We start from the raw sequence: 23,095 nt of genomic DNA, 5'->3' as shown, positions 1-23,095 counted from the left end.
TGCTACCCAATCATTAATACGCTAGCAATAAAATAGGCGACAAGTGTTAGTGCACCAGCAAACAGTGCATAGGGGAATTGAGTTTTAACGTGCGTTAGCACGTCGCATCCGGCCGCAAGCGAGGATACCGCTGTGGTATCGGAAATCGGCGAGCAGTGATCGCCAAATATGCCCCCACCTAAAATCGCGCCAATTACCAACGAAGGGGGGAGCCCCAAACTTTGAATAAGTGGAACACCAATTGGGATCAATATTGCAAACGTGCCCCATGACGTTCCCGTTGTGAAACTCATAATTGCGCCAGCAATAAACAGCATAGGGACAATAAGCACTAGCGGAAGGTATTCACCCACAATTCCCGCTACAAACACGCCCGTACCTAACACTTTTAAACTGTTACCTAGTGTTAGCGACAGTAATACTATAGTGACCAGTGGAAGCAGTTCACCCATTCCCTTAAAACCTATTTCAACGGCTTCTTGATGCGTAAACCGCTTATGTAGAAGCAGTAAAGCATAGGCAACTGCCGTTGCTAACGCAGTGGCGTAAAGTACTGATTTACTGCCGCTGCCTTCTGACAACACCCCGTTACCAGTAAAAAACATAAAGCCCACCATACTCAGCACCATCACTAGAAGGGGCACTAACATAAAGCGAGCTTTGGTGGCCGGCTCAGCACTTTGTGTTACTTCAGTGCGAGTCATGGCGTGCTCTTCCTCACGCATGGGTCCATGTACTTTATCTACTGAAATGGTGTAAGCCACAATGAGCAGTGTGAAGATGGCATAGAAGTTAAACGCTACACTACCCCATAGAATGGAGGCAGACGATGCCGGAAGCTCATAGGCATCAAGTAAACTCAATATAAAGGCACCCCAGCCATTTAGCAGGATCAATATACACACAGGGGCGCTCGTTGAATCTATGATATAGGCCAATCGCGCCCGACTCATACCAAAACGGTCGAATAAACCCCGCGCAAATATACCTGCTGTAAGCACGCTTAAATTTGACTCGATAAAAACGGCGATGCCGGTAAACATGGTTAAACCGCCAACTTGTTTACGACTTTTAGCAACCCCTTTATTCACTAAATAGTTGACCGTAGCGGTTACACCGCCAGAATCTCGAATGAAGGCCAGTAGTGCCCCTACCAATACAGAGAAAATTAACACTCTGGTGTTTCCTGGGCTTGAGGCAGTATCTACAACGCGCTCAATCGCATTGATAGGTGCCATATAGCTACCAGCAATATCACCATTCACCAAAATGAGCGTTTCAGCGCAAAGCACGGCAAGTGCCAAGGCCAAGATGACTTCTTTTTTCCAAAAAACAACGGCAATTGCCACTAGTGGGGGGATGACTGACATCCAATCCATACTTCTTTCCAATCTTGTTATCAGTGTGTTGTTAAACGGGCATGGCTAAACGCGCTAATTAAATTTTTGGTATCAGAAAGCCAGCGCATTTTAGGGTTATCCGAGCAGTTCGTTGTGCCGGAACGTATTGATTTATGGTAGCGTACCGTATTGTGTGCCGTGTTACCAAGGATAAGATCAACATTGCAATTCTCTTTACGTTTTTCATCATTAATCACGCACTGTTTGTGCTATTTCAGCGCAACATTACTATGCATATTTAGCAGTAATGCGCTTGCCCAAAATTCAGTGTTCAAGAGCCCAGAGTCCCCAAACGCGGTAGCCCAGAACGCGATACCCCAAAGTAAGATAGAGAACACCAAGCTTTCAGATAGTGAGCTTCGTACTGTAAAAGACAGGATAGGGCAGAAAATTATTCTCGATTTTCGCTATTTCTGCCAAGACAATACGCCATCAACGCGGTGTCGCACCCCACTAACTGAAATGCCTCCTGAGTTACTCGACGTATTAAGCAAACACAATATCGGTGGCATTATCCTATTCGCTGAGAACATCGTAGACGCTAAACAACTAGTGTCACTGAATTACTCAATGCAAAAGCACATGCTTCAAAAAGGGCGTCCTCCGCTGTTTATCGCGGTAGATCAAGAGGGAGGACGAGTGGCGCGTTTACCACCTTCGGTGTTACCACCATTTGCAGGCAATATGGCAATTGGTGCGACGTTTCAAAAACACGGTACTGCGTTTGCCGAGAATGTCGCACAACATATTGGCAATGCGTTGTTGCCGTTGGGGATCAATACTAATTTTGCGCCATCGGTAGATGTTAACAGTGAACCGAAAAACCCCGTTATTAACGTGCGTAGCTTCTCTGAAAACCCGCAACACGTTGCTGCACTTGGCCAAGCATTTGTAGGTGCTATGCAACAAACCGGTGTACTGAGCGCTATTAAACACTTTCCGGGGCACGGTGATACTCATGTAGACAGTCACAGCGGGCTACCTAGAGTAATGCATGACAAAGCGAAAGCCATGTCAGGCGATGTCGCTCCGTTTGCTAACATCATTAATAGCAATGCGGTACCCGCGATGGTGATGAGTGCGCATATTCAATATCCATCCCTAGATAGTTCAACGCTTGTTGATAAACACGGTAACCAGCAAATAGTGCCAGCAACGCTATCTGAAAAAATCCTCAAGCAGCTATTGCGTACGCAGCTTGGTTATAACGGGTTAATCGTGACTGATGCGCTTGATATGGCGGGTATTTCGCAATTCTTCACGCCCGAGGAAGCAATGATCAACGCGTTTAATGCAGGGGCAGATATTGCGTTAATGCCCTACACAATTCGAAATCAAAACGACATCCGTCAGTTTAGCCAGTTAATTGATAACGTCACTAAAGCGTTACTCTCTAATAAAGAAAGCAGAAATACGCTTAACGCTTCGCTTAATCGCATTGCTAAAACAAAGCAGCGCTTCGAACTACAACAGTTCGTACTAAAGCCGATGTCTTGGTGGTTAAATGAAGTTCAAGAGAATCTGGATAAACGCAATGTAAGTGCATTAACTCGCAAGGGTGAACAGATAAAGAAAGCGCTTTCTGAGGCATCAGTTACGGTTCTATACGGCCACAAAAAACTACCCCTAAACAGTGAAAAGTTACTTGCCCTTATGCCTGATACTGCTCGCTGTATCGCCTTTGAAAATGCACTTTTCCAGCATTTTGGTGAGGTCGGGAAAGCGCTTTCTGAAATTCAGTTTGCGTGCATACCTTTAGTTCAGTTACCCACCGCATCAATGATCAAGCGATTAGTAAACGACACTGACGTCATTATTGTGGGGGATATTACACCACTTCACGCAAATTATGAGTTGGGTGGGTTAGATAGCACGCACACTGTCAAGCAGCGAGCCAAGCAATCTCAGGTACACAATTTTGCGCAAGAAATAATGCAGCACGCAAAAAGTACGGATAAAAAAGTGGTTTTTGTGCCACTACGCATGCCCTATATTGCTGAGCAGGTGCGGCCATATACTGATATTGCGATTGCAACCTATAGCTACGTAATTAATGTACAAGACGCATCTTCGCAGGGAAACTTCAAAGGACAAAGTGTCACAAGTGAAGTATTCGATGCCTTAGTTCGCGTTCTGATGGGGAAAATACAAGCACAAGGACGTACACCAGTAACCCTGTCGGCACAATAACCTTCAGGTAACAAAAGCAGCATAGTTTCAAAAACGTACATACACTTAAAAAGCAAAATAGCGCACCAAAAAGGACAATAAAAGTGGATACAGCCAATTCATTCGCTTCACTACTCAGCGAGCTGCGTGTTTTCGTGCCACTGTGTATCGCACTGGTTTTTGTCGTCGGCACATTGACGGTGCTTCACTATGTTTTGCTTGGTAAACAAAGTCATCTTACAAGTGAGCAAAAGCTACCCCGGCAAGTAACCTTGCTTATATTGACCATTGTTGGTGCTGTAGTGATTGCGATGGCGCTGCCCGTAAGCGAAAGTACTCGCAACCAAGTAATCGCATTAATCGGTGTGCTGGTGTCTGGGGTTATCGCATTCTCTTCTACGACAATGGTTGGCAATGTAATGGCGGGCATCGTACTTAGAGTAAATCGCCCATTTAAAGTAGGCGACTTTATCAAAGTAGAGGGCTATAGCGGGCGCGTAACAGAAATGGGTTTACTTGACATAGAAGTTCAGACAGAGAGTCGAGAGCTCATCGCATTTGCTAACACGCTAATGGTGAATTCACCGGTAACAGTAACACGTGCTTCTGGGGCAATAGTCAGTGTTGAAATTAGCCTGGGTTATGACATTCACCATAGCGTCATTGAGCAGCATTTGCTAAAAGCGGCCGATAGCGCAGAGCTTAAAGAGCCTTTTGTGCAGGTAATTGCGCTAGGCGACTTTTCAGTAAGCTATCGCGTATCTGGGCTACTGCTAGAAGTAAAGAGTTTACTGAGTGCACGCTCCAGATTACATAAGTGTGTTTTAGACGCACTACACAATGCGGATATAGAAATAGTTTCTCCCGGTTTTATAAACCAGCGACCCCAGCCCGATGGCCTTAAAATGATTGCTAAAACACCCGCGATTTCAAACAGCAAAGATCACATTAAACACAGCGAATCTTCATTAGGAACTCAGGCGCCAGAAGACGTCATATTCGATAAAGCTGAAGACGCTGCAAACCGTGAAGCGTTGAAGTCACAACTCATACAATCTATTGCTGACATCGATGAAGCGCTCAGTGATGCACAGCGTACTGATAAAGAATCTTTAAAGACGCGAAAAGCAAAAATGGAAGCTAGGTTGTCTAGTATCGTTACACAACGAGATACGTCGGATGAATAGAATTCTTTTTAATAATGGGCTCTATCAAGTATGTAAGTATTAACTTTTTGGTTATTGCTCGCCAAAAAAACGCTTTTAAGTAATGACTGTAAGCACTCACTAATATGGACTGATTTGTGCGTCACTCGTTGTGGCATTTTTGCGACTCTTACTCCGGATAAAGCAAATAGGGCTTTCTTTTTTGCTTAAAAATTGCCACTTTTTCTTGCCAACTTTCCCGAATTTCACGGGGTGTTTTTCCTTCTTCTATCATCATTCGAAAGGTGTTAGTGCCTGCTAACTTATCGAAAAAATCAGGTCGAGTGAAAAAGGTGTTGTCCGCTCGATTGCTCGTTATAAAGTGGTGATATGTGTTAACCAAAAATTCGACATTAAGCCCTTCAATCAGTGGGGCCGTTTGCGTGTCATTTGCATTTATCAGTATGTTGGCATGTAAAAGTGTATTGTTGTGCTTAGGGAAAGGGGCTGCGTTATTGGCAGTAACAGGCACCTGTGCTTCACCTAACGACACAGAGGGGTGACCAATAAGCTGAAATGGGTAGTGTGTACCACGACCTACACTCACATCTGTGCCTTCAAAAAAACACAAGGTGGGGTATAAGCGAATGGCCTCATCGTTAGGTAGGTTTGGACTGGGTGCAACAGGAAGCGAGTACATATGATACCTAGAGTAATGCTTCACAGGCACTACAGTAAGCGATGATGTACTGCGAGTGGAAACCTTGACCCATTGTTCTCCCAACATCATTTGAGCTAATTCGCCAAGGGTCATACCGTGCAACACGGGTATGGGGTGCATGCCCACGAATGAAGAGAAAGGGCTTTCCAATACAGGTCCGTCAACAAACCTTCCGTTGGGGTTGGGTCTATCTAGCACAATAACATCAATATTGTGCTCATGCGCCGCTTTTAAAACATAATGTAGCGTGCTTAGATAGGTGTAAAATCGAACGCCTACATCTTGAATATCAAACACCAAGGTATCAATGCCGCGCAACATTTCTGCGGTAGGCTTTTTCGTTTTGCCATACAGCGAGTAAATGGGTAAGCCAGTTTTGCTATCGACTGCACTTTCAACTTTTTCACCCGCACCTCTATCACCACGAAAACCATGCTCTGGTGACATAACCGCGCGCACGTTTACACCTTGTTGTAATAAAGCGTCTAGCAAATGCACTTTGTTGGGCTGCGCCAAGGTGTGTGGATTTTCAATATCTGTTTCTATCAGCGCACTTTGATTAACCACTAACGCAATACGTTTGTTTGTGAGTAAGGGCAGATAAGTGTCAAACTGCTGAGCACCGACTATTGGCTTAGCGGTTCTAGCAACGTGGGTTGTTTTAACGAGGTTATCGCTGCTACAACTTGCGGTAATAAACAGGGTGAAGCACACCCACAAGCCCCATCTAAGTTGGCGAATATTGTGCTTATTCAACATCACGCTATTCGCCTTGCTTTGCTGCTTGTTTTGACGAAAGGACCGCTTTTCGAAGGAAGCCATTGGTGTCTTGTAGCTGTGAATGCGCTTCGCTCGCATTCATGCCAGTTAACACCATTAAAATGGCCACTTTGGCTTTGTTATCACATGCCAATAGCGCTTGCTGCGCGGTATCTTCATCACAGTCTGTGGCTTGCATTACAATGCGCAATGCGCGAGCTTTCAATTTTTCATTGCTGGCGTTCACATCAACCATCAAGTTTTCGTAGGTTTTACCCAGCGTTATCATGGTGGTGGTACTAATCATGTTCAGTACCATCTTTTGTGCAGTACCCGATTTCATTCGTGTGCTACCTGTTAATGCTTCAGGGCCAACCACAGGACAAATTGTAATATCTGCTTTTTCAAATATAGCGGCATCAGGACTACAGGCTATGGCACCTGTTACGCACCCCACAGATTGGGCATAAGCTAACGCACCGCTGACGTAGGGCGTTCGCCCACTCGCAGATATACCCACCACCGTATCGGCACGTGTTAATGCGATTTGCGCTAAATCACGTTGCCCGGCGTCTACGTTATCTTCTGCACCTTCAACCGCATGCTGTATGGCGCTCTCGCCCCCTGCAATTATGCCCACTACCACATCGTCTGGAACGCTAAATGTTGGCCTACACTCTACGGCGTCTAGTATGCCTAGTCGCCCACTGGTGCCTGCGCCAACATAAATAAGACGGCCGCCTTGCTGAATACTGTGCGCCGCGGCATCGACTATCTTTGCTATTTGCGAAATTTGTGTGGCCACTGCACTGGCCACTTTGGCATCTTCGGCGTTGATACGCGACAAAATGTCTGTAGTAGACAGGGTATCAATATCGAGGGTATCTGGGTTTCTGCCTTCAGAAACAATGCGATTCAATGAATGGGCAAGTGCGTGAAGCGAGTTGTTTGCTGGTGAGTCCGACGGCATGAATAAAACCTCTAATGTCCTGAATGCGTGGCTTGTTTAGCCCTTAGCGCGAAGATGCCAAGCATAACGCATAACGGCTTTAACAGTGAAGGCAATTGAATAGGCACGCTTTTACGCAACTCATGATACAATTTCGGTTTATCATGTTTAGTTACCCTTTGAAGGAACGTGTTTTTCTGTGAGTCGTCAAACGCAAGCTATTATCCACGCCGATGCGCTTCTACATAACTTTAAGCAGCTTGCCGCCGCTGCGCCTGCTAGCCAATCTATGGCAGTGGTCAAGGCCGACGCTTATGGGCATGGTGCAGTAAATGTGGCGCGTATTCTTCAGCATGTGTCTTCGCGATTTGCGGTGGCGATAATTGAAGAGGCTATTGCGCTTCGCGACGCCGGGATCACAGCCCCTATTGTGGTATTAGAAGGCGCTCATCAAGCAAAAGAGTGCCAAATGGCTTACCAACATAACTGTATTTTGGTTATGCACAGTAAAGCGCAGCTAGCATGGCTTGAGGCTTGTCCTGCCGATAGGCGTCCGCATATTTGGCTAAAAGTAGATAGCGGTATGCACAGGCTAGGCTTTGCGTTAGACGATGTGGCTCAAATTGTCACTACCTATCGCCACTTGCTTAGCGACGAAACCGTTATTGCTACACATTTTGCTTGTGCCGACGATGTGGACAATGAATTTACTGAACGCCAATTAAGCGCTTTTGAGCGCGTGGTGTTGCCACTCAATTTACCACTGAGCCTAGCGAACTCCCCCGCAACCGTAAATTGGCAGGCTAGCCATGGTCGCTGGAATAGACTTGGTCTTGGCGTATATGGCGGTAAGGTGTCTACGCAGGCACTTACCGATATTACTCTACTTCCAGCTATGACACTGCGAGCAAGTATCTTGGCGGTACGTGATGTACCTCAAGGAGAAGGTGTGGGTTATGGGCAAACATGGACTGCTGAAAAGCCTAGTCGCATAGCGACAGTGGGGATTGGCTATGCCGACGGTTACCCTCGACATTGTCCTAACGGCACGCCGGTCATGGTAAAAGGGCAACGGGCTAGTTTAGTGGGGCGGGTGTCTATGGATATGATCACCATTGATGTTACGCACATTCCAAAGGTAGAAATTGGTGACATGGTTGAGTTATGGGGAGAGCACGTGTCTATTGACGAAGTAGCGCAATGTGCAGGTACTATTGATTACGAACTCATGACACGCGTTTCTCAGCGCGTTCCCCGCATCGTGAAATATCTTTAGTCTAATACCATTAATGATTGTTAAGCATCGTTGCTACAGACAAAAGTAAAAGTCTATAGCCTTCAATGATCTAAGTAATGCATGCCACTTTGCACTCCCTCTATATACAATTTTATAAAGCACTATTCACCAAAAGAATGAGACGAAACCCTATCAGTTGAGTCTATACTGTGGATGCTTGGTAACAGGATTGCGGTGAATGTTTCACCTTCAACTGCGCTGAGCAACACTCAAAGTGAGGTTTGTATGCGTACTTCGTTTTCTCGTCCTAGAGTAAATCGTGGAGTAGTAAGTCGACCGTCTAGACCCGTTCAGAAGAAGCAATAGTCACTGGTTTTCGACGTTTAAAAGATACAAATGAGAGATACAAAAAAGCCCGATGCACATAGGTGTCATCGGGCTTTTTATTTTTATTCATTTAGTCAACATTACTAGTTACATGACGTTACGCCATTACCCGTTTTGAGGGTGCATGTCGGTATCTAAATTATCATGCTGTGGTGACACTGTTTGTGCCTGCTGCTTTTCTACCTGATTGGGAAAGTAGCGCTCAGGACGGTGGTTAAGTGAAATAACCATATTCAAACAAAACGCCGCCAAAATTGAGATAAGCACCAAATGCCACTGAATGAAGAACAGGGCACAAAGCAAAATGCTGGTGTCTACGGTTAGTTGAAATGTACCTGCGCGAATATTAAAGCGTTGTTGTAAATAGAACGCCATAATGCCAACGCCACCCAAGCTTGAGCTATGACGAAACATAATAAGCATACCGACCCCAATTAAAATGCCACCGAACACAGCCGCAAAAAATGGGTTCACATGGCTGATGTCCACAAACGCTGGGATTTGTTCAGTCAGCACCGATACCGTGGTAACGGAAATAAACGTGTTTAACGTAAACCGTTTACTAATTTGTGTCCACGCTAAGGTATAGAACGGCAGATTAATTAAGAAGAACAGTAATCCAAAATTCATATCTACGGCATAGGTACCCAATAGCGCAAGTCCCGCGGCACCGCCTACCATTAAATCTTGAGATTGAAAAAGAAACACGCCAAACGCAACAAACAAGCCTGCGCTTACCAGGGCGAAAACATCCTCGATGACACTGTGTTTGATTTTTTGCATAGGAAAAAGTTTGCGTTAAGAAGACACAGCGTAATTATACGTTTACAGCACAAAGGGTTACAGCAATGGGGAAAGTTAACTTGGGGCGCTGACAAGCAGATGGTAAGTTTGCCTTTACGACTTTTAGCACGCCAGTGAATGAGGTGTTGCAGTGATGTAAACGTTGCACCAAAAGGGTTCGTTACAACTCTTTACTCGACTATCGAGAATACCACTATGTCTTGTTTATTAAACTGAACACTGCACTGCATATACCCTAAATGAAGGGGGCTATACGCTTCAACCTTGCTACCATTTGCTATAAAGGTGGTGTCCCAGATGAGAAGATTGGCCGTATCTAGCTGGCGTAAAACACTTTTTTTAGACACGCCAGGCGTAAAGTTGTCACATAAGTAGATAACCTCTTTACGCGCTTCAATCCAGTAAAACGTGGTAGTGATTAGCAGAGCAATAGCGGCAACAGCCACAATATCAGCAATGATTGAGCGCTTCATAGCGTGCACTAGATGTCTCCTCTACAACAGATAACCCTATCCCTTACGCACTTTGAATAAGATCCCATTTGTTGCCATAGCGGTCTTTAAAAATGGCATAGCGTGAGCACTTTAGCGCAGCGTTGCTGCGATTAAAAGTGTACTACGTCGAAGTGTCGATTTTCTGTGATTGCACTAAGGGTTGTCAGTTTGGAAATGACAATGTAGTGAATGCCTTTATCGTCAGCCGTGTCTATCATTAAACACTCTTGGGCAACGCCCTGTATCTGCCTTATAGCAGTATTAAGTGCTTTTCCTGTCACGGTATTTCCGTCTTTCAATGTGGCAGCAACGTGCAGTTGGTACATACAGGCTATTTCAATATAGTCGTATAAGTGGCAGGCAATAGTTTCGCTTTTTTCCATTTTTCAAATGATCTTTTTGTAAGGTTTGCTCAGTAACCAAAGTACCGAAGGAATAATCCTAGTGTGGTACAACCTACTACGTTAGCGGGAATTTTTACAAGCTGCACCACTGCTCATAAATCTTAAGCTATGTCGTTTTATGATAAATATAGAGTGCGCTTTTACAAAAGGGTTCCCACTCAAATAAACACAGGAAGCGTTATGAGAAAGCTACTCCCCGCATTTGCTTTGGCCTTGTTCTCATTCTGCGCGGTAAGTACTGCGTGGGCAGATGAGTTGCCTTTTAACCTTACCGGACACGCAAGGGTTAACTACGGTCATCAAGACTGGCAGCTACCAGAATTTAGAGATGGATTTGAATTTGAGTCATTTAAGCTGGGTGTGTCGGGCGATACCGATAAGTTTAGCTACAAAGCTGAATACCGCTGGTATGAGAATGTCGACTTTAATACCGTACGTTTTGCTGATTTGACCTATCACTACGACGAGCGCACGGACATTACTGCAGGCATTACACAAACACCGTTTGGTCTACAGCCTTTTGCGAGTAATAACTTCTGGTTTTCGGTCAATTACTACCTAGGTTTTGAAGATGACTACGACGCGGGTATAAAGATAAATCATCAACGCGGCGACTGGGACTTTCAAGCGGCGTATTTCATGAACGACGAATACAACGACGCAGCGAAGTTTTCACGATATTCATTTGATGTTGCCGATGACGGTGAGTACCGCAACCAAGAAGATGGTCAATACAACTTACGCGCAAATTATTCAGCCAGCTTTATTCGGGGTGCGACAACCGATATCGGAGTGTCTTATCAATACGGTAACATTCTTAACTTAGATACCCTTGATGATGGAGACATGAACGCTTACGCGGTCCACCTTCGTCATACTCAGGGAAATGTAAAAGTAGAGTTGCAATATATTGATTACGAATACGACTTAGCTGTGCCAGAAGGGCAGGCTGACGATCGTATAGCGCTATCAGCGTTCACTTTTCCTTTCTTGGCAGCCGCCGATGGTGAAACTTATTCAGCAAACTTCGTCTACTCAGTGCCTTATCAGTTTGATCATATAGAGTCTGTCACTTGTTATTCAGAATTTAGCGCAGCTAAAGGGCAGGAAGCCTCAGGCAAGCGTTCATCACAGTGGATTAATGGATGTAGCTTTGGTTGGAGCAAATTGTTTGTGTATGTCGACAGCATTCAAGGTAAGAATATGTGGTTTTCAGGTGGCCCTGGAGTAGGACTCGACTTAGACGGTAGAGAAGAAACAACCCATCGGTTAAACATTAACCTTGGCATTTACTTTTAGGGGCATTTCAACATGATCATAAGAACACTTTTACTTGCGACCTTGTTTCTTGCATTTGTGCCTATGCAAAGTGCTGCACATGCATGGATGAAGCTTAAAATAGCCACTGCAGAATATGCTCCCTATACGTCAACCGATATGCAGCACGACGGTTATATCAATCATATTATTGCTGACGCTTTTTTGGAAACTGGCGTGGTAGTAGAGTTTGTGTCATTACCATGGGATGAGGCGTTAGAGGCAACACTGCGTGGCGACTACGACGCATTGTCGTATGGTAACTTTGTACGATCACGCGAAAAGGAGTTTCACCACTCAGCGCCAATCAGCGCTGAGAGCTTGGTATTTTATACTCACACTGACACTGGTTTAAAAACTTGGCAGACATTAGATGATTTAGCGTCGCTGAAAGTGGGCATAACCGAAGGCTACTTATACAACGACGAACTATCGGCTTTTATCAAAAATAACAACAACATTGTTAAGTTTAAGAGCGATAAAGAGAGTCTCGAGGCGCTAATAGCCGGTGAAATTGATGTGTTCCCTATTGATGAATTGACGGGGTGGTATTTGTTGGAGCGCGAATTTACCAGCGCCGAGCGCAGACAAGTGTCACTTGTTAAGCCATTTATTTCTACCGTAACCACCCACCTATTAGTCCCCAAAGGCGATACCGACAGTCAGCTTATCTTGTCGTTATTCAACAAAGGGCTTGAAGAGCTAACACTTGATGGAAAATTAACTCGCTTTAAGCGTTTGTTGAAGGAAGGGTACTATCAGCACCCTGAGAAAAAAGTGAACTATGACCGACGTTAGCGTGGGTAAAAATGAGTAAAAAAGCGCGGTGTTTATTCATCAATTAACGATATACTGTTGTTATTGTGTATAAATTAGTTGGCATTTAATGCACCGCACTTTTGGTTTTATTCCGCTTTGTCTTCTTACTCTTCTTTTACCTTTGCATGCATACGCGAAAAATGACGAGGTTAACGTTGATGTCTCGGGCTCTTTTCGAGTGCGTTACGAGTCACTGAATAGCCCTATTTTTTCGGCCCAACGAGAGCAACGTTCGCAAAGCAATCAGCGTTTATCAACGCGACTTGTCTTAGCAACACAGGTGTCTTACAAAAATATCAGCGCCACACTTGAGGTAAGAGATTCGCGTGCGTTTCTTGATGAGAATGACCCTACTTTATCGTCTAATCAGGTAAACACGTTAGAGCCAGTTCAGATGTTTGCCACATACAAACCGTTTGTGTCGCCAGCCAATGGTGATGACGTTGGTCAGGCTTTTGCCATATTTGCAATAAAAGCTGGACGTATGGAGCTTGATTATGGCAGCCGCCGATTATTGGCAAAAACTATCTACCGCAATGCGACTAACAGCTACGATGGTGTAGTTGTCGAGGGCAAGCTTTTCGATTGGAATGTCAATGGTGTGTACTTGTTACCCGTAACACGATTACCGAGTGATAGCGAAAGTATTGATGGCAACGAGCGAGCGTTTGACAAAAGCTTTAGTGAGCGAAAGCTATTTGGCGTATACGCAACATCTGCGGACAAAAATCTAAAGCTACAGAGCTATTGGTTTAAAGAAGATGATAGCGACACGCTGGCTACTCGAAACCGCGATTTATATACCTTGTCGGTTGATTATACCGCTGCTTTCGCAGACGGCTGGAAAGCGAACGGCGAACTGATAGGTCAGGTAGGGCATGCACATGAAACTGCCGCGCCAGATGATATAACGCAAAAAGATGTGTCTGCGTACTTGGTATTTGGCTATTTGGGAAAGAAGATTACTGACAGCACATTTTTACGCGCTGAGTTTGATTACATTAGCGGCGATAACGATACTACTGACGATACTATTTCAAACTTCGATAGTTTATATGGTGTCAGGCGTTTTGATTTCGGCCCCACTGATGTGTATCAAGGGATGCCTCGCAGGAATCTAAAAACAGTTGGGCTTCGAAGTGTGTCTACCTTTGGCTCTCAGCATAACCTTTTGCTTGGCTACAAGGCGTATTGGTATAACAAAGCACCGCAAAACGTAGATAGTTTTATTGGCCATCAGGTAGAAGCACGATGGCGCTATCAGGTTTTACCTTCATTGCGGTTGTCACTTGGCGGGGCCTACCTTTTCAAAGGTGATGGCTTTAAACGAGGAGACTACAGTGACAACAGTGCATTTATGTTTACTGGGGCGCTATACACTTTTTAGACATTGTCTACTACACCACAGGTATAGCGGCTTTTCTGCTCGCGTTTAACCTGATAAGGTGGCATTCGGCTTTTTCATTGTCATCAAGAGGTTAGGGTGGAGTCTGGGGTTCAGTTGTCATTGTATGCGCGATGTATCGCATGGTTAAAGTTATTGGGCCCTGGTGTGCTGATGGCAACAGCCGCGGTAGGCGGCAGTCACTTAGTGGCATCTACCCAAGCTGGCGCAAAGTTTGGCTGGCAACTGGCTTTACTGATCCTCTTGGTAAACGTACTCAAATACCCCTTTTTTAGAGCAGGCGTAAGCTACACCATTAGTACAAAGCAAACCCTACAGCAAGGTTATCTTAAAATGGGTAAGCGCTATCTGGGCTTAGCGTTAGGGCTAAATAGCCTAGCATCTGTCGTGAACTCAGCTGCGTTACTGCTATTTGCAGCCAGCTTATTGTCATACTTTATTCCTTTCGACATGGCCATCACGCTATCGTCATCACTAGTGCTTGGGCTTATTTTAGCTATTTTATTGGCTGGGCACTTCGAAGGGCTCGACAATATTGCTAAAGCGATTATGGGTGTACTTGTCGTAGCAACGGTTGCCGTATTCATTGTGGCCTTAGTCAATTATGACGGCACCAAAGTGCCAGCAAACCCGCCTTCACCTTACACTATAGCGAGCTTGGGTTTTCTGGTTGTGACTATGGGCTGGATGCCAGCGCCTATTGAAATTTCATCAATTACATCGCTTTGGTTAAAGCGCCAATGCACTAACACTGCAGTTACGCCCAAATCAGCGCTGTTTGATTTTAATTTAGGTTATGGCGTTACAGCACTGCTTGCGCTGTTGTTCTTAGGCTTAGGCGCGCTAATTTTATACGGTAGCGATACACCACTAAGTACAGGCGGCATCGGGTTCTCGCATCAGCTTATCAGCATGTATTCATCGACCATAGGGCAATGGGCACACTGGTTAATTGCACTCGTTGCTTTTCTATGTATTTTCGGCTCGGCGCTTACCGTGTATGACGGTTACGCACGCGTGGTGGCAGAGGCTATCACCTTGTTGCGCAACAACGACAAAAAGGCGCGCAACGCATTAGTCACGCCAGTACTGCTTGTTATGGCATTAGTCAGTTTTGTCATTGTAATGTTCTTTAAATCAGCGTTACTTGCCATGTTGGGGTTTGCCATGACATTGGCGTTTGTTACCACGCCTGTGTTTGCATGGCTCAATCATAAATTGGTGCAGCAAACTGCACTTCATCAAGACGCAGCGCCAAGTAGGTTTGTCCAAGCCCTTAGCTATGTGGGGCTTATCTACCTATTTGGCTTTCTGCTGGTCTTTATTGGCTGGAAATGGTTTAGCTGATTGACGCGTAAACCGGACGAGCTGCCGTAATACTCGCTACGCTGTCTTTAACGCGTGCTACTACCGATGGATCGTTAGGCGATTCAAGTACATCACAAATCCAGTTAGCCAGCTGCGTGCAGTCATTTTCTGAAAAATTGCGCGATGTTACCGCCGGTGTACCAATGCGAATGCCGCTGGTCACAAAAGGCGATTGTGGGTCGTTTGGTACCGTGTTCTTATTTACGGTGATATTAACACCATTGAGAATGGCATCGGCCTCTTTACCGGTAAGCCCTTTATTAATTAGGCTAAGTAAAAACATATGGTTGTCAGTACCATTTGATACAACCTCGAAGCCTCTTTCCATAAAGACTTTTGCCATTGCTTGTGCATTGGTTACCACTTGTTTTTGGTAAATTCTGAATTCTGCTGACATCGCTTCTTTAAGTGCCACAGCTTTTGCCGCAATAACATGCATCAGCGGTCCGCCTTGTATTCCAGGAAAGATTAATGAATTAAATTTCTTCTCTAGTTCTGGGTTCGCTTTACACATAATGAGACCACCGCGAGGGCCTCGAAGCGTTTTATGCGTTGTAGTGGTTACAACATGCGCCGCATTAATCGGTGAAGGGTACACGCCAGCAGCAACCAAGCCCGCTACGTGTGCCATATCAACCAACAGGTAAGCCCCCACACTGTCGGCAATATCTCTGAAACGCTGCCAATCAACTATACGTGAATATGCAGAGAAGCCTGCCACTATCATTTTGGGTTGATGCTCGTGTGCTAAGGCTTGTACTTGCTCGTAGTCTATTTCACCTGTCTCAGTATTAAGCCCATATTGAATGGCGTTATACAGCTTGCCTGAAAAGTTAGGCTTGGCACCGTGGGTTAAATGTCCGCCATGATCAAGGCTCAATCCAAGAATGGTATCACCTGGGTTTAGCAGTGCCATGTAAACGGCAGTGTTAGCTTGCGAACCTGAATGGGGTTGCACGTTCACATAATCAGCCTCAAACAACGCTTTTGCTCTATCAATGGCAAGTTGCTCTACCTTATCGACTGCTTCACAGCCGCCGTAATAACGCTTGGCAGGGTAACCTTCAGCATATTTATTGGTGAGTTGGCTTCCTTGTGCTTGCATTACCGCACGACTGGTATAGTTCTCCGATGCGATAAGCTCGATATGATGTTCTTGTCGAGTATCTTCTTGTGCAATAAATTCGGCAATATCTGAGTCGATGTCGCTCAAGTTGTGGTTAAGGTTATTCATTCTTGCTCCCGATTTTTATAGCGTTTTAACCTTTGTTTTAGAGAAACAGTAGTCGGTACGCCTTACTTGTTGTGTAAATCGATAGTAGAAGTCGAAAAAGAATAAATAAAATTAATAAAAAATATGGCATCATAACTTTATTAAATGTGTGCCTGATGAACTTGTGCCTACTATGAAAAATTTGTCCATCGATTTTTTACGCTCTTTTGTGATCATTGCCCAAACGGGTAGCTACACACAATGTGCTGAACAGCTTCAGCGCACGCAGCCTGCTATCAGTTTACAAATCAAAAAATTAGAAGAAATGGTGGGAGAAAAATTGTTTTCCCGCGATAAGAACAAATTGTCGCTGACAGTGGCAGGCAGCAAGCTTCTTACCTATGGCGAGAAAATGGTAGCGCTTAACGATCAAGCCATGGCAGAGTTTGGCAAGCCGCAAGTGACTGGCAATATTCGACTGGGGATCCCAAGCGAGTTTTCGACAATTTTGATGCCAAAGATCATTCGTCGATTTACACAAACCTATCCTGAAATCTCGCTAGAAGTGCACTGCGCGTTAAGTAAAGACTTACTTAGTGAGCCATTAAAAAGCCAGTTTGACTTGATTTTATCATTGCAAGAAACCCCTGATCCTCAACAAGATGGTTACATTACAACCGACCAATTGGTGTGGGTGGGCAGTCAGCGATTCGTAAATAGCATTCCACATAAGTTACCGCTTATTGCAGCACCTAATCCATGTACCTATCGTAAACGTGCAATTAACTTACTTAGCGCCGCGAAAAAACCATGGCAGGTGGTGTACACCATTGCTGATTTAAATGGCATTCAAACGGCAATTAATGAAGGGCTGGGTATTACGGTGTTGGCAAAAAGTTCAGTACCACCCGGTTTACATATTTTACCGAGTTCAGCTGACTTGCCAGAACTCGGTCATATGGGTGTGTGTTTGGTTAACCCTCAAAAAGTAACTTCAAAAGCCATCAGTTTGCTGGCCGACACCATCATTAATGAGGTTGCTAATTTTTAGGCTTTCTTAACAAATTGAGCCGTTAGCATCATTTCGCCAGCGCCGTCCACTTTGCAATCTAGCTGGTGGTCTTTACCTTCTTTAACGTGACGAATAACGGCTTTAGTCCCAATTTTCAAAATAAGAGAGCTACCTTTAACTTTGAGATCTTTAGCCAACGTGATTTTGTCGCCAGCAACCAACGGCGTGCCATTAGCGTCGTTAGCCGAGACTTCCTCTTCTACGTCATTTGGATTCCACTCGTGACCGCACTCTGGACAAATAAGCAGAGCTTGATCTTCATAAACGTATTCAGACTGACAATGAGGGCAAGGAGGTAACGACATAATAAATTTCTCGATGGTGGCAACTAAGTGCCAAATTTTCTAAAGGGCCCGGGTCATAAAGTGACTGTTTGGATCTAGTGTGTAATGGCTAAAAGGCCCACAGTCTTCAAACTGAAATTTTTTGTATAGTTGACGGGCGGCAGAAAAATAGTCCTGAGTGCCTGTTTCTAAACTAACCGAGCTAAACCCCGCTATTTTCGCATGTTCTAAGGCAAAAAGTAATAGTTGCGACGCAACGCCTTGCCCTCGAAAGGTCCTTGAGGTTCGCATAGACTTAAGCTCGCAGTCGGTAGAATTGAGGGCTTTAATGGCAACGCAGCCTGCTAAATCTTTACCCATCCACCCACTGAAAAACGTAATGTTATCAGCTTTTAGTGCTTGTACATCTAGCGCATGAACGCTTTCTGGTGGTGAAGTAGCAAACATATCCGCTAAATGTTCTTCAAGTAGCGCGATAACTTCACCGCCAGAAAGGTCATCAATTTTTATAAATAGCTTAGTCACAGTGTTGTTGCGCCCGCGTAATTTTTCGTTGCAGCGCTGGCGCAATAGGTAAGCGCTTAAACGGACTAATATTGCTTCCGCCAGTGTTCCCCGCAGGTACTAAACCAAAAGCGGTTTTGCTTGCTGCGCCCAATATGCGAACAACTTGACCAAATACCTCTGACATGTTGTGTTGCTTAATACCCCACTTCAACATTAAGGCATGGGTGTAAACGTGCCAGCGGGTTGATGACTGTCCTAAAACATGCGCATTTTCCAAGTGGATAAACGCGGCGTGGTATTGTTTGCGCTGTTCTAGCTGTTTAGCTACCGCAACTTCACGTAATACCGAAAAGGCAATATGTTTTGAAAAGGAACTCATAGTGTTCTCTCATGTAGTGACAGCGTGCTGCCACATTATATTATTCGCAGGCAAGCTGTGCTTGGGCTTTGCATTGTGCTTCAACACTTTCTGATGACTCGCGGTTCATACAAAAATCGAGTCTAACTAGCTTTTGCTCATTCGCCTTAGCTTTACCTTCAATTACCTTCCAGTCCCATCCCTTGATAAGTTTTTTTACCGGTTTGAAGTGCTTCGCTTCAGGCAAAGAAGATACCAGCTCAAGGTTTTTTACTTTACCTTCTTCTGTTACATCAAACTTAAAGACACTACATCCACGAACACTTTTCATTGCCATGGCTTTAGGGTAGCGCGGCATCTCCTGCTTTTCTCTTTCCCATATACGCTCTGCATTCTCAGGTGATAAGTGTGTAATTTCAACTGCACCAAAAACATCTACGGCGTGCACATTGAATGACAATAGGGTAAAGACTGATGCTAAAAAGGCATACTTCATTATTCGCTCCTTGAATTTATGCGTATTATCTAAACTTGAAAAACCGTGCTGCGTATACAGTACACGAAAGTAGCCCGACATTTACACGACAGTGTTGTTTTATTGGTTAATTATCTTCTTCGTATAGAAAATCTAACGAATCTAAGAAAATCATAGAGTTTATTTTCCAGATATCTACAGGCTTATAAAAATCGACCTGCCAGTAAATAGCATGCTTTTCAAACTTGTGAAGGTAGTAGAATCGGATAAACGAATCACCAATACGCTCCTTTTTTATAAACTCTTTAGACAAGGGTTTACCAAAACGCTGAGCAATCATTGGCCATTGTTGTGTGATTTGATTTGCCATACCGTCAACTTCAACGGGCGGAAGCGGCCAATAAGGTTTGGCTGTATTTAAGCCTTCTTCAAACTCTCCGGCCACAAAGTGATCAAGTAATCTATCAGAAAATTGGCGTGCTTCTTCTTCAGTCTTAAAGCCTTCTGCAAGTGCTGAAACTGAGAAAAAGAGTGCGATAAAAACAGTAAATAGTTTCAAAGGTTACTCCCTGTAAATGTTTATATTATTGGTAACTAGCTAATGTCGCAGCGCAAAGCGCAGTAAAAACATACCGCAAAAATCTACTGCTGCACAGTGAAAACATCAATCTTAAAATGTGTTACATGTACTATAGGTTTCGCTGTTTTTTTGCGAGATATACAGCAAGTAATAGTGTGGGCGCGATGTTAGCCATAAACAAAGAAAGGCTATACGTCACATCATGTGAACGCAAAAGTACATTTGGCAGGTATGACAGCATCAAAAATACAAAAGGAGATACCAGCACTAGGTGGTTTACGCTAGCTTCAAATTGTTTTGCTAATACGCTGATTAATGCATACGCTATCGCAAGTGGTATTCCGATAGTGATGGTATTAACAAGTGTAAACCCAAAGGTACTAGATAAAGAAACCAGCGGTGTTAACAGCGCTTTGGGAATGGCAATTGCCGCGCCAAAACCAATAATATTTACCGCTAAAAAAGCAAATAAAACGCCCATCAACAAGCTACTTGCATATTTGACAACTGCACTGCTTTTAACAAATTCCATTTTTATACTCCTAAGACGTTATAGCGACAAACGGTACGCGATACTTTGTATTATCATAGCTTGCTTTTTGCCAAATAACTCAAAATAAGACAGGGAAAGACACTGTCCACATTGCCAGTACCGCAACAAAATTGATCGTAAATGCTATGCCACGTAATCGAATACTGGTTCCACATATTTGCACTATGCTGTGAACGACACGGCCAAATACAAATAACCAAGCGAGACTAAGTATAATCGCGCTTATCGGCGTATTCGAGCAGTACAGAATGACACACAAAATATGAAAGAAAACGGGCCATTCAAATTGATTAGAAAGATTGGCACTGATTTTAGGCTGAATGTGTGCAAATGGATTTGAACCATCTGGCCTTGAACCTAAACCCCAAATGGCTGGCGCTCTTGCAATCGTAAGACACCCATAAAGCAAGGTGCACCAGGTAAGGTGCGCATAAACAGGTAGAAGAATGCTATCCATTCGCAACGTTATCCTTATAGCCTAGCTCTAACACAAGCTTAAGCATACATACCTTCTATTAAGTACGTTGTGCATAAGCTTACAACAATGATTAGCATGTTGAGTGTTGCCCTTATAGACCAAGCAGCGCGTTCATATGAAATACCTAATTTACTAAAGGCAATTACAACCAACCCCATCAAACCAAACCAAGGTGTAAAAAAGACAATCGCTTTCAGCTTAACAAGAGACACCGCAACATCATGTAAAGCGCCACTGACAAGAAATGTAACCAACACAGCAAGAGTGTTAGGCAATATTTGATTGAGTGGCCTCATTACATTTCGGGATAAATAATAGCTCCAAATAGGGTTCCAATAGTGCCAAAAAAGCGGGAAAGACTTTGCGCCCAACGCACGGTAAAGCATATTTCTCATTGAATGCTTTGAACCTAGCGGCACCCCAGTGCGTCTTTTTACGTATTGTGAAAGCGTTATTGCACTAGAGTCCATTTTAATAACGTTCCTTTATATCAAACTTTCTTCAATTTTCGAGCGGGTTGTTCACTGTGCTCTTTTGGGCACTGGCTGTTGCAAGCATTTCTAACTTCAAGAAAAGGTTTGGCTGAATAATGCAACCATGTTCTGCTTTTGGTAGTCTTCCATTGATGCATAAAGCCCTAAACCACCAAGTAGTAATGCTACTACGGCATAGCCCAGCATTTTTCTCGCCTTGATTGTCATAATCCTTTCCTTTTTAATGAGTTAAACAAAAATGTACACAAATACCAGCGTGTCTGCACTGGACTGCGACTTAACATTATGTGCTAACACCGTTACTTACATGCATAGCTCAAGCTTTCTCTCTGCTTGGTTCGAAACTTTCATATCGTGGTAGGTCGGCATCCAGATTGTCCCAGTTTGCTTTCGATGAAACAAAATTGTGAGATAAAGGCCTTTCTTCAATGTCGGAATCTAAAATACCAAGGCGTATTCTAAGCTTTGTTGGATTTTCCGTGTTTGAGCTATATATCGGAGAAGCACATTCCGCGCAGAAGTGCCGTAATTTCCCCTTTTTGAATTCGAAATAAGTAAGCTTTTTTTGTGGGTCAAGTACGGTGAAGTCTTCGGTGTTAATGAAACCGTTGGTCGCGTATGCAGTACCACTATTTTTGCGGCATAAGGAGCAGTGACAATGAATAATGCTCTCAATTGGCCCCTTGAGCTCGACGGAGATTGCGCCGCATAGGCAAGAGCCTTGGTACATGTGTAATTCCCTTATGTTGTTTATAAACTAAAAATTGCCTAACGCCTAGCTATGAAGCAGGGCGAAGTGAGTTAGTTAACGTACTATCTTTCTAGTTAAAAACAATAGACTTAATAAAACCCATCTCAATTTGAATTTACTCCAAAAATATAAGCCCTCGTTTTTCCAAAAAATAATGCAAGTACGCAGAAAATCTGCGTTCCAGTGTCCCAACGAACGAAGTGAGAGCATTGATTAGTTGGTTGCACACGTATCGAGAAAGCGTCGTTTTAATCGTTGTCTTCATCGGAGCTAAATATACCTCGGAAAAGTGCGGTAAGTGCACCAGACATTGTGTCTTCAATGAAGTCGTTTTTATGGTCAGTTTTTTTGCGATACTTATTATTCGATTCTTCCATGCGTCTCGATTCAGCGCTGGAGCTTGCGCCATCAAGAAAATCCCTCGCTGCTTTGTCAGAAGTCGATGCACAGCCATTTAAAAAGGTGCACAACAGTAAAGCCGCCACTAATTTAATCTTCATAATATTCTTTTCCTAAAAAGTTTATAACGGCCCGCATAATGGGCAAAGCTATGCAGTAAAAAAAGGACACTTACTAGTCGTTCTTATATGCAAATTGTCAGGTGTTTGTTCGATACATTCAATTTCTTCGATGGCAAATGGTAAGGTTGCTTGGTTTTCGATAGAAGCATCTGGCTTGAATTCTTCGAAAGGACCGAAGGCCTCCACCAACTCTAGTGGTATTTTAAATCCGTTCAACTTTAGCCTTCCTTGTAACATAACTTTTCAATAAAGGATGAAACCGCCCTGTGTGTATGCGTCCCAGTGACCAACGGGAACGACTTAATTTTTTTGTTATGTGCCATTGCTAAAATTACGACCAGTTAACTTTTTAAACAGCGACTGAACTGAATCTTTACCTGTAACGCCGAAATGAATAAACAAAATACCTACCAAAAAGCCTAATACACTTC

General features: G+C 44.0%; 26 protein-coding genes. 8 read left to right on the top strand and 18 right to left on the bottom strand.

The genetic code is table 11. The annotated features are described in order from the left end of the window. Positions 1-2 precede the first annotated feature (2 nt). Complete coding sequence (locus LHL20_RS10685) at positions 3-1,379, bottom strand: Na+/H+ antiporter NhaC family protein (protein WP_202263371.1); 1,377 nt, start codon at positions 1,377-1,379, stop codon at positions 3-5. A gap of 183 nt (positions 1,380-1,562) precedes the next feature. Between LHL20_RS10685 and LHL20_RS10680 the strand changes: the two genes are divergently transcribed. Both LHL20_RS10680 and LHL20_RS10675 read left to right on the top strand, forming a co-directional pair. Beyond that, on the top strand, positions 1,563-3,590 hold the full coding sequence (locus tag LHL20_RS10680; RefSeq protein ID WP_226433311.1) for a glycoside hydrolase family 3 N-terminal domain-containing protein: 2,028 nt from the start codon (positions 1,563-1,565) through the stop codon (positions 3,588-3,590). 83 nt (positions 3,591-3,673) lie between these two features. Next, positions 3,674-4,756 (top strand): mechanosensitive ion channel family protein, encoded by a 1,083-nt coding sequence (locus LHL20_RS10675; protein WP_226433310.1) that lies wholly within the window; start codon positions 3,674-3,676, stop codon positions 4,754-4,756. 148 nt (positions 4,757-4,904) lie between these two features. Here LHL20_RS10675 and LHL20_RS10670 read toward each other — a convergent pair whose 3' ends face one another. Then, positions 4,905-6,194: an exo-beta-N-acetylmuramidase NamZ family protein gene (locus LHL20_RS10670; RefSeq protein WP_226433359.1), complete on the bottom strand. Its 1,290-nt coding sequence runs from the start codon at positions 6,192-6,194 to the stop codon at positions 4,905-4,907. Positions 6,195-6,198: 4 nt separating this feature from the next. Then, positions 6,199-7,164, bottom strand: a complete 966-nt coding sequence (gene murQ / locus LHL20_RS10665; protein ID WP_226433309.1) for an N-acetylmuramic acid 6-phosphate etherase — start codon at positions 7,162-7,164, stop codon at positions 6,199-6,201. Between the two features lie 178 nt (positions 7,165-7,342). Here murQ and alr point away from each other — a divergent pair, with 178 nt between their 5' ends. Beyond that, complete coding sequence (gene alr, locus LHL20_RS10660) at positions 7,343-8,419, top strand: alanine racemase (RefSeq protein ID WP_226433308.1); 1,077 nt, start codon at positions 7,343-7,345, stop codon at positions 8,417-8,419. 453 nt (positions 8,420-8,872) lie between these two features. On the opposite strand, the gene LHL20_RS10655 is transcribed toward alr, so the two are convergent. The 3 genes from LHL20_RS10655 to LHL20_RS10645 form a co-directional block, all read right to left on the bottom strand. Further along, the gene (locus LHL20_RS10655; RefSeq protein ID WP_226433307.1) at positions 8,873-9,550 is read right to left on the bottom strand and encodes a YitT family protein; all 678 of its coding nucleotides are present in this window, start codon (positions 9,548-9,550) and stop codon (positions 8,873-8,875) included. 191 nt (positions 9,551-9,741) lie between these two features. Further along, positions 9,742-10,053, bottom strand: a complete 312-nt coding sequence (locus LHL20_RS10650; protein ID WP_319003222.1) for a hypothetical protein — start codon at positions 10,051-10,053, stop codon at positions 9,742-9,744. A gap of 122 nt (positions 10,054-10,175) precedes the next feature. After that, positions 10,176-10,448, bottom strand: a complete 273-nt coding sequence (locus LHL20_RS10645; RefSeq protein WP_226433306.1) for a Rho-binding antiterminator — start codon at positions 10,446-10,448, stop codon at positions 10,176-10,178. Positions 10,449-10,649: 201 nt separating this feature from the next. Here LHL20_RS10645 and LHL20_RS10640 point away from each other — a divergent pair, with 201 nt between their 5' ends. The 4 genes from LHL20_RS10640 (at position 10,650) to LHL20_RS10625 (ending at position 15,357) form a co-directional block, all read left to right on the top strand. Further along, on the top strand, positions 10,650-11,768 hold the full coding sequence (locus LHL20_RS10640; protein WP_226433305.1) for an OprO/OprP family phosphate-selective porin: 1,119 nt from the start codon (positions 10,650-10,652) through the stop codon (positions 11,766-11,768). A gap of 18 nt (positions 11,769-11,786) precedes the next feature. Beyond that, the gene (locus LHL20_RS10635) at positions 11,787-12,584 is read left to right on the top strand and encodes a substrate-binding periplasmic protein (protein ID WP_319003224.1); all 798 of its coding nucleotides are present in this window, start codon (positions 11,787-11,789) and stop codon (positions 12,582-12,584) included. Positions 12,585-12,672: 88 nt separating this feature from the next. Next, positions 12,673-13,992 carry an alginate export family protein gene (locus LHL20_RS10630; protein WP_226433303.1) on the top strand — a complete coding sequence of 440 codons (1,320 nt, stop codon included), beginning with the start codon at positions 12,673-12,675 and terminating at the stop codon, positions 13,990-13,992. A gap of 171 nt (positions 13,993-14,163) precedes the next feature. Continuing rightward, positions 14,164-15,357, top strand: a complete 1,194-nt coding sequence (locus tag LHL20_RS10625; RefSeq protein WP_226433357.1) for an NRAMP family divalent metal transporter — start codon at positions 14,164-14,166, stop codon at positions 15,355-15,357. Here the strand turns inward: LHL20_RS10625 and glyA are convergent. Further along, positions 15,350-16,612: a serine hydroxymethyltransferase gene (glyA, locus tag LHL20_RS10620; RefSeq protein ID WP_226433302.1), complete on the bottom strand. Its 1,263-nt coding sequence runs from the start codon at positions 16,610-16,612 to the stop codon at positions 15,350-15,352. The two genes, LHL20_RS10625 and glyA, sit on opposite strands and share 8 nt — an antisense overlap. Positions 16,613-16,784: 172 nt before the next feature. Between glyA and LHL20_RS10615 the strand changes: the two genes are divergently transcribed. Continuing rightward, positions 16,785-17,642, top strand: coding sequence for a LysR family transcriptional regulator (locus LHL20_RS10615; RefSeq protein WP_226433301.1), 858 nt, complete (start codon positions 16,785-16,787; stop codon positions 17,640-17,642). Here LHL20_RS10615 and LHL20_RS10610 read toward each other — a convergent pair. The 11 genes from LHL20_RS10610 to LHL20_RS10565 form a co-directional block, all read right to left on the bottom strand. Further along, the gene (locus LHL20_RS10610; RefSeq protein ID WP_159627253.1) at positions 17,639-17,968 is read right to left on the bottom strand and encodes a zinc ribbon domain-containing protein YjdM; all 330 of its coding nucleotides are present in this window, start codon (positions 17,966-17,968) and stop codon (positions 17,639-17,641) included. The genes LHL20_RS10615 and LHL20_RS10610 overlap by 4 nt on opposite strands. Positions 17,969-18,007: 39 nt before the next feature. After that, positions 18,008-18,472: a GNAT family N-acetyltransferase gene (locus tag LHL20_RS10605; RefSeq protein WP_226433300.1), complete on the bottom strand. Its 465-nt coding sequence runs from the start codon at positions 18,470-18,472 to the stop codon at positions 18,008-18,010. After that, entirely contained in the window at positions 18,465-18,833 is a 369-nt protein-coding gene (locus LHL20_RS10600) for a DUF3703 domain-containing protein (RefSeq protein ID WP_226433299.1), read from the bottom strand. The genes LHL20_RS10605 and LHL20_RS10600 overlap by 8 nt, the downstream gene beginning before the upstream one ends. Positions 18,834-18,873: 40 nt before the next feature. Next, positions 18,874-19,308, bottom strand: coding sequence for an energy transducer TonB (locus LHL20_RS10595; RefSeq protein ID WP_226433298.1), 435 nt, complete (start codon positions 19,306-19,308; stop codon positions 18,874-18,876). Between the two features lie 106 nt (positions 19,309-19,414). Next, positions 19,415-19,846 carry a hypothetical protein gene (locus LHL20_RS10590; RefSeq protein WP_226433297.1) on the bottom strand — a complete coding sequence of 144 codons (432 nt, stop codon included), beginning with the start codon at positions 19,844-19,846 and terminating at the stop codon, positions 19,415-19,417. Between the two features lie 130 nt (positions 19,847-19,976). Further along, entirely contained in the window at positions 19,977-20,399 is a 423-nt protein-coding gene (locus LHL20_RS10585) for a hypothetical protein (RefSeq protein ID WP_226433296.1), read from the bottom strand. A 79-nt stretch (positions 20,400-20,478) separates the two neighbouring features. Further along, positions 20,479-20,877 (bottom strand): MAPEG family protein, encoded by a 399-nt coding sequence (locus LHL20_RS10580; RefSeq protein ID WP_226433295.1) that lies wholly within the window; start codon positions 20,875-20,877, stop codon positions 20,479-20,481. A gap of 38 nt (positions 20,878-20,915) precedes the next feature. Continuing rightward, positions 20,916-21,368 (bottom strand): acyltransferase, encoded by a 453-nt coding sequence (locus LHL20_RS10575; RefSeq protein WP_226433294.1) that lies wholly within the window; start codon positions 21,366-21,368, stop codon positions 20,916-20,918. Between the two features lie 96 nt (positions 21,369-21,464). Then, positions 21,465-21,599 (bottom strand): hypothetical protein, encoded by a 135-nt coding sequence (locus LHL20_RS21065; RefSeq protein WP_264180893.1) that lies wholly within the window; start codon positions 21,597-21,599, stop codon positions 21,465-21,467. A gap of 109 nt (positions 21,600-21,708) precedes the next feature. Next, a complete protein-coding gene (locus tag LHL20_RS10570) occupies positions 21,709-22,122 on the bottom strand; it encodes a GFA family protein (RefSeq protein WP_226433293.1) in 414 nt (137 codons plus the stop codon). A 269-nt stretch (positions 22,123-22,391) separates the two neighbouring features. Further along, on the bottom strand, positions 22,392-22,643 hold the full coding sequence (locus LHL20_RS10565) for a hypothetical protein (protein ID WP_226433292.1): 252 nt from the start codon (positions 22,641-22,643) through the stop codon (positions 22,392-22,394). Positions 22,644-23,095: the final 452 nt, after the last annotated feature.

It is taken from the genome of Alteromonas sp. McT4-15 (genome assembly GCF_020515205.1).
In the GTDB taxonomy this organism is placed as follows: domain Bacteria; phylum Pseudomonadota; class Gammaproteobacteria; order Enterobacterales; family Alteromonadaceae; genus Alteromonas.
Note: the sequence above shows the minus strand (reverse complement) of the source record. Positions and strands in the feature narration are given on the sequence as shown.

Coding starts and splice junctions, on each gene's coding strand:
- LHL20_RS10685 (WP_202263371.1), bottom strand. CDS start 1,379: ATGGATTGGATGTCAGTCATCCCCCCACTAGTGGCAATTGCCGTTGTT.
- LHL20_RS10670 (WP_226433359.1), bottom strand. CDS start 6,194: ATGTTGAATAAGCACAATATTCGCCAACTTAGATGGGGCTTGTGGGTG.
- murQ (WP_226433309.1), bottom strand. CDS start 7,164: ATGCCGTCGGACTCACCAGCAAACAACTCGCTTCACGCACTTGCCCAT.
- LHL20_RS10655 (WP_226433307.1), bottom strand. CDS start 9,550: ATGCAAAAAATCAAACACAGTGTCATCGAGGATGTTTTCGCCCTGGTA.
- LHL20_RS10645 (WP_226433306.1), bottom strand. CDS start 10,448: ATGGAAAAAAGCGAAACTATTGCCTGCCACTTATACGACTATATTGAA.
- LHL20_RS10640 (WP_226433305.1), top strand. CDS start 10,650: ATGAGAAAGCTACTCCCCGCATTTGCTTTGGCCTTGTTCTCATTCTGC.
- LHL20_RS10630 (WP_226433303.1), top strand. CDS start 12,673: ATGCACCGCACTTTTGGTTTTATTCCGCTTTGTCTTCTTACTCTTCTT.
- LHL20_RS10625 (WP_226433357.1), top strand. CDS start 14,164: ATGGCAACAGCCGCGGTAGGCGGCAGTCACTTAGTGGCATCTACCCAA.
- glyA (WP_226433302.1), bottom strand. CDS start 16,612: ATGAATAACCTTAACCACAACTTGAGCGACATCGACTCAGATATTGCC.
- LHL20_RS10615 (WP_226433301.1), top strand. CDS start 16,785: ATGAAAAATTTGTCCATCGATTTTTTACGCTCTTTTGTGATCATTGCC.
- LHL20_RS10610 (WP_159627253.1), bottom strand. CDS start 17,968: ATGTCGTTACCTCCTTGCCCTCATTGTCAGTCTGAATACGTTTATGAA.
- LHL20_RS10600 (WP_226433299.1), bottom strand. CDS start 18,833: ATGAGTTCCTTTTCAAAACATATTGCCTTTTCGGTATTACGTGAAGTT.
- LHL20_RS10595 (WP_226433298.1), bottom strand. CDS start 19,308: ATGAAGTATGCCTTTTTAGCATCAGTCTTTACCCTATTGTCATTCAAT.
- LHL20_RS10585 (WP_226433296.1), bottom strand. CDS start 20,399: ATGGAATTTGTTAAAAGCAGTGCAGTTGTCAAATATGCAAGTAGCTTG.
- LHL20_RS10580 (WP_226433295.1), bottom strand. CDS start 20,877: ATGGATAGCATTCTTCTACCTGTTTATGCGCACCTTACCTGGTGCACC.
- LHL20_RS10575 (WP_226433294.1), bottom strand. CDS start 21,368: ATGGACTCTAGTGCAATAACGCTTTCACAATACGTAAAAAGACGCACT.
- LHL20_RS21065 (WP_264180893.1), bottom strand. CDS start 21,599: ATGACAATCAAGGCGAGAAAAATGCTGGGCTATGCCGTAGTAGCATTA.
- LHL20_RS10570 (WP_226433293.1), bottom strand. CDS start 22,122: ATGTACCAAGGCTCTTGCCTATGCGGCGCAATCTCCGTCGAGCTCAAG.
- LHL20_RS10565 (WP_226433292.1), bottom strand. CDS start 22,643: ATGAAGATTAAATTAGTGGCGGCTTTACTGTTGTGCACCTTTTTAAAT.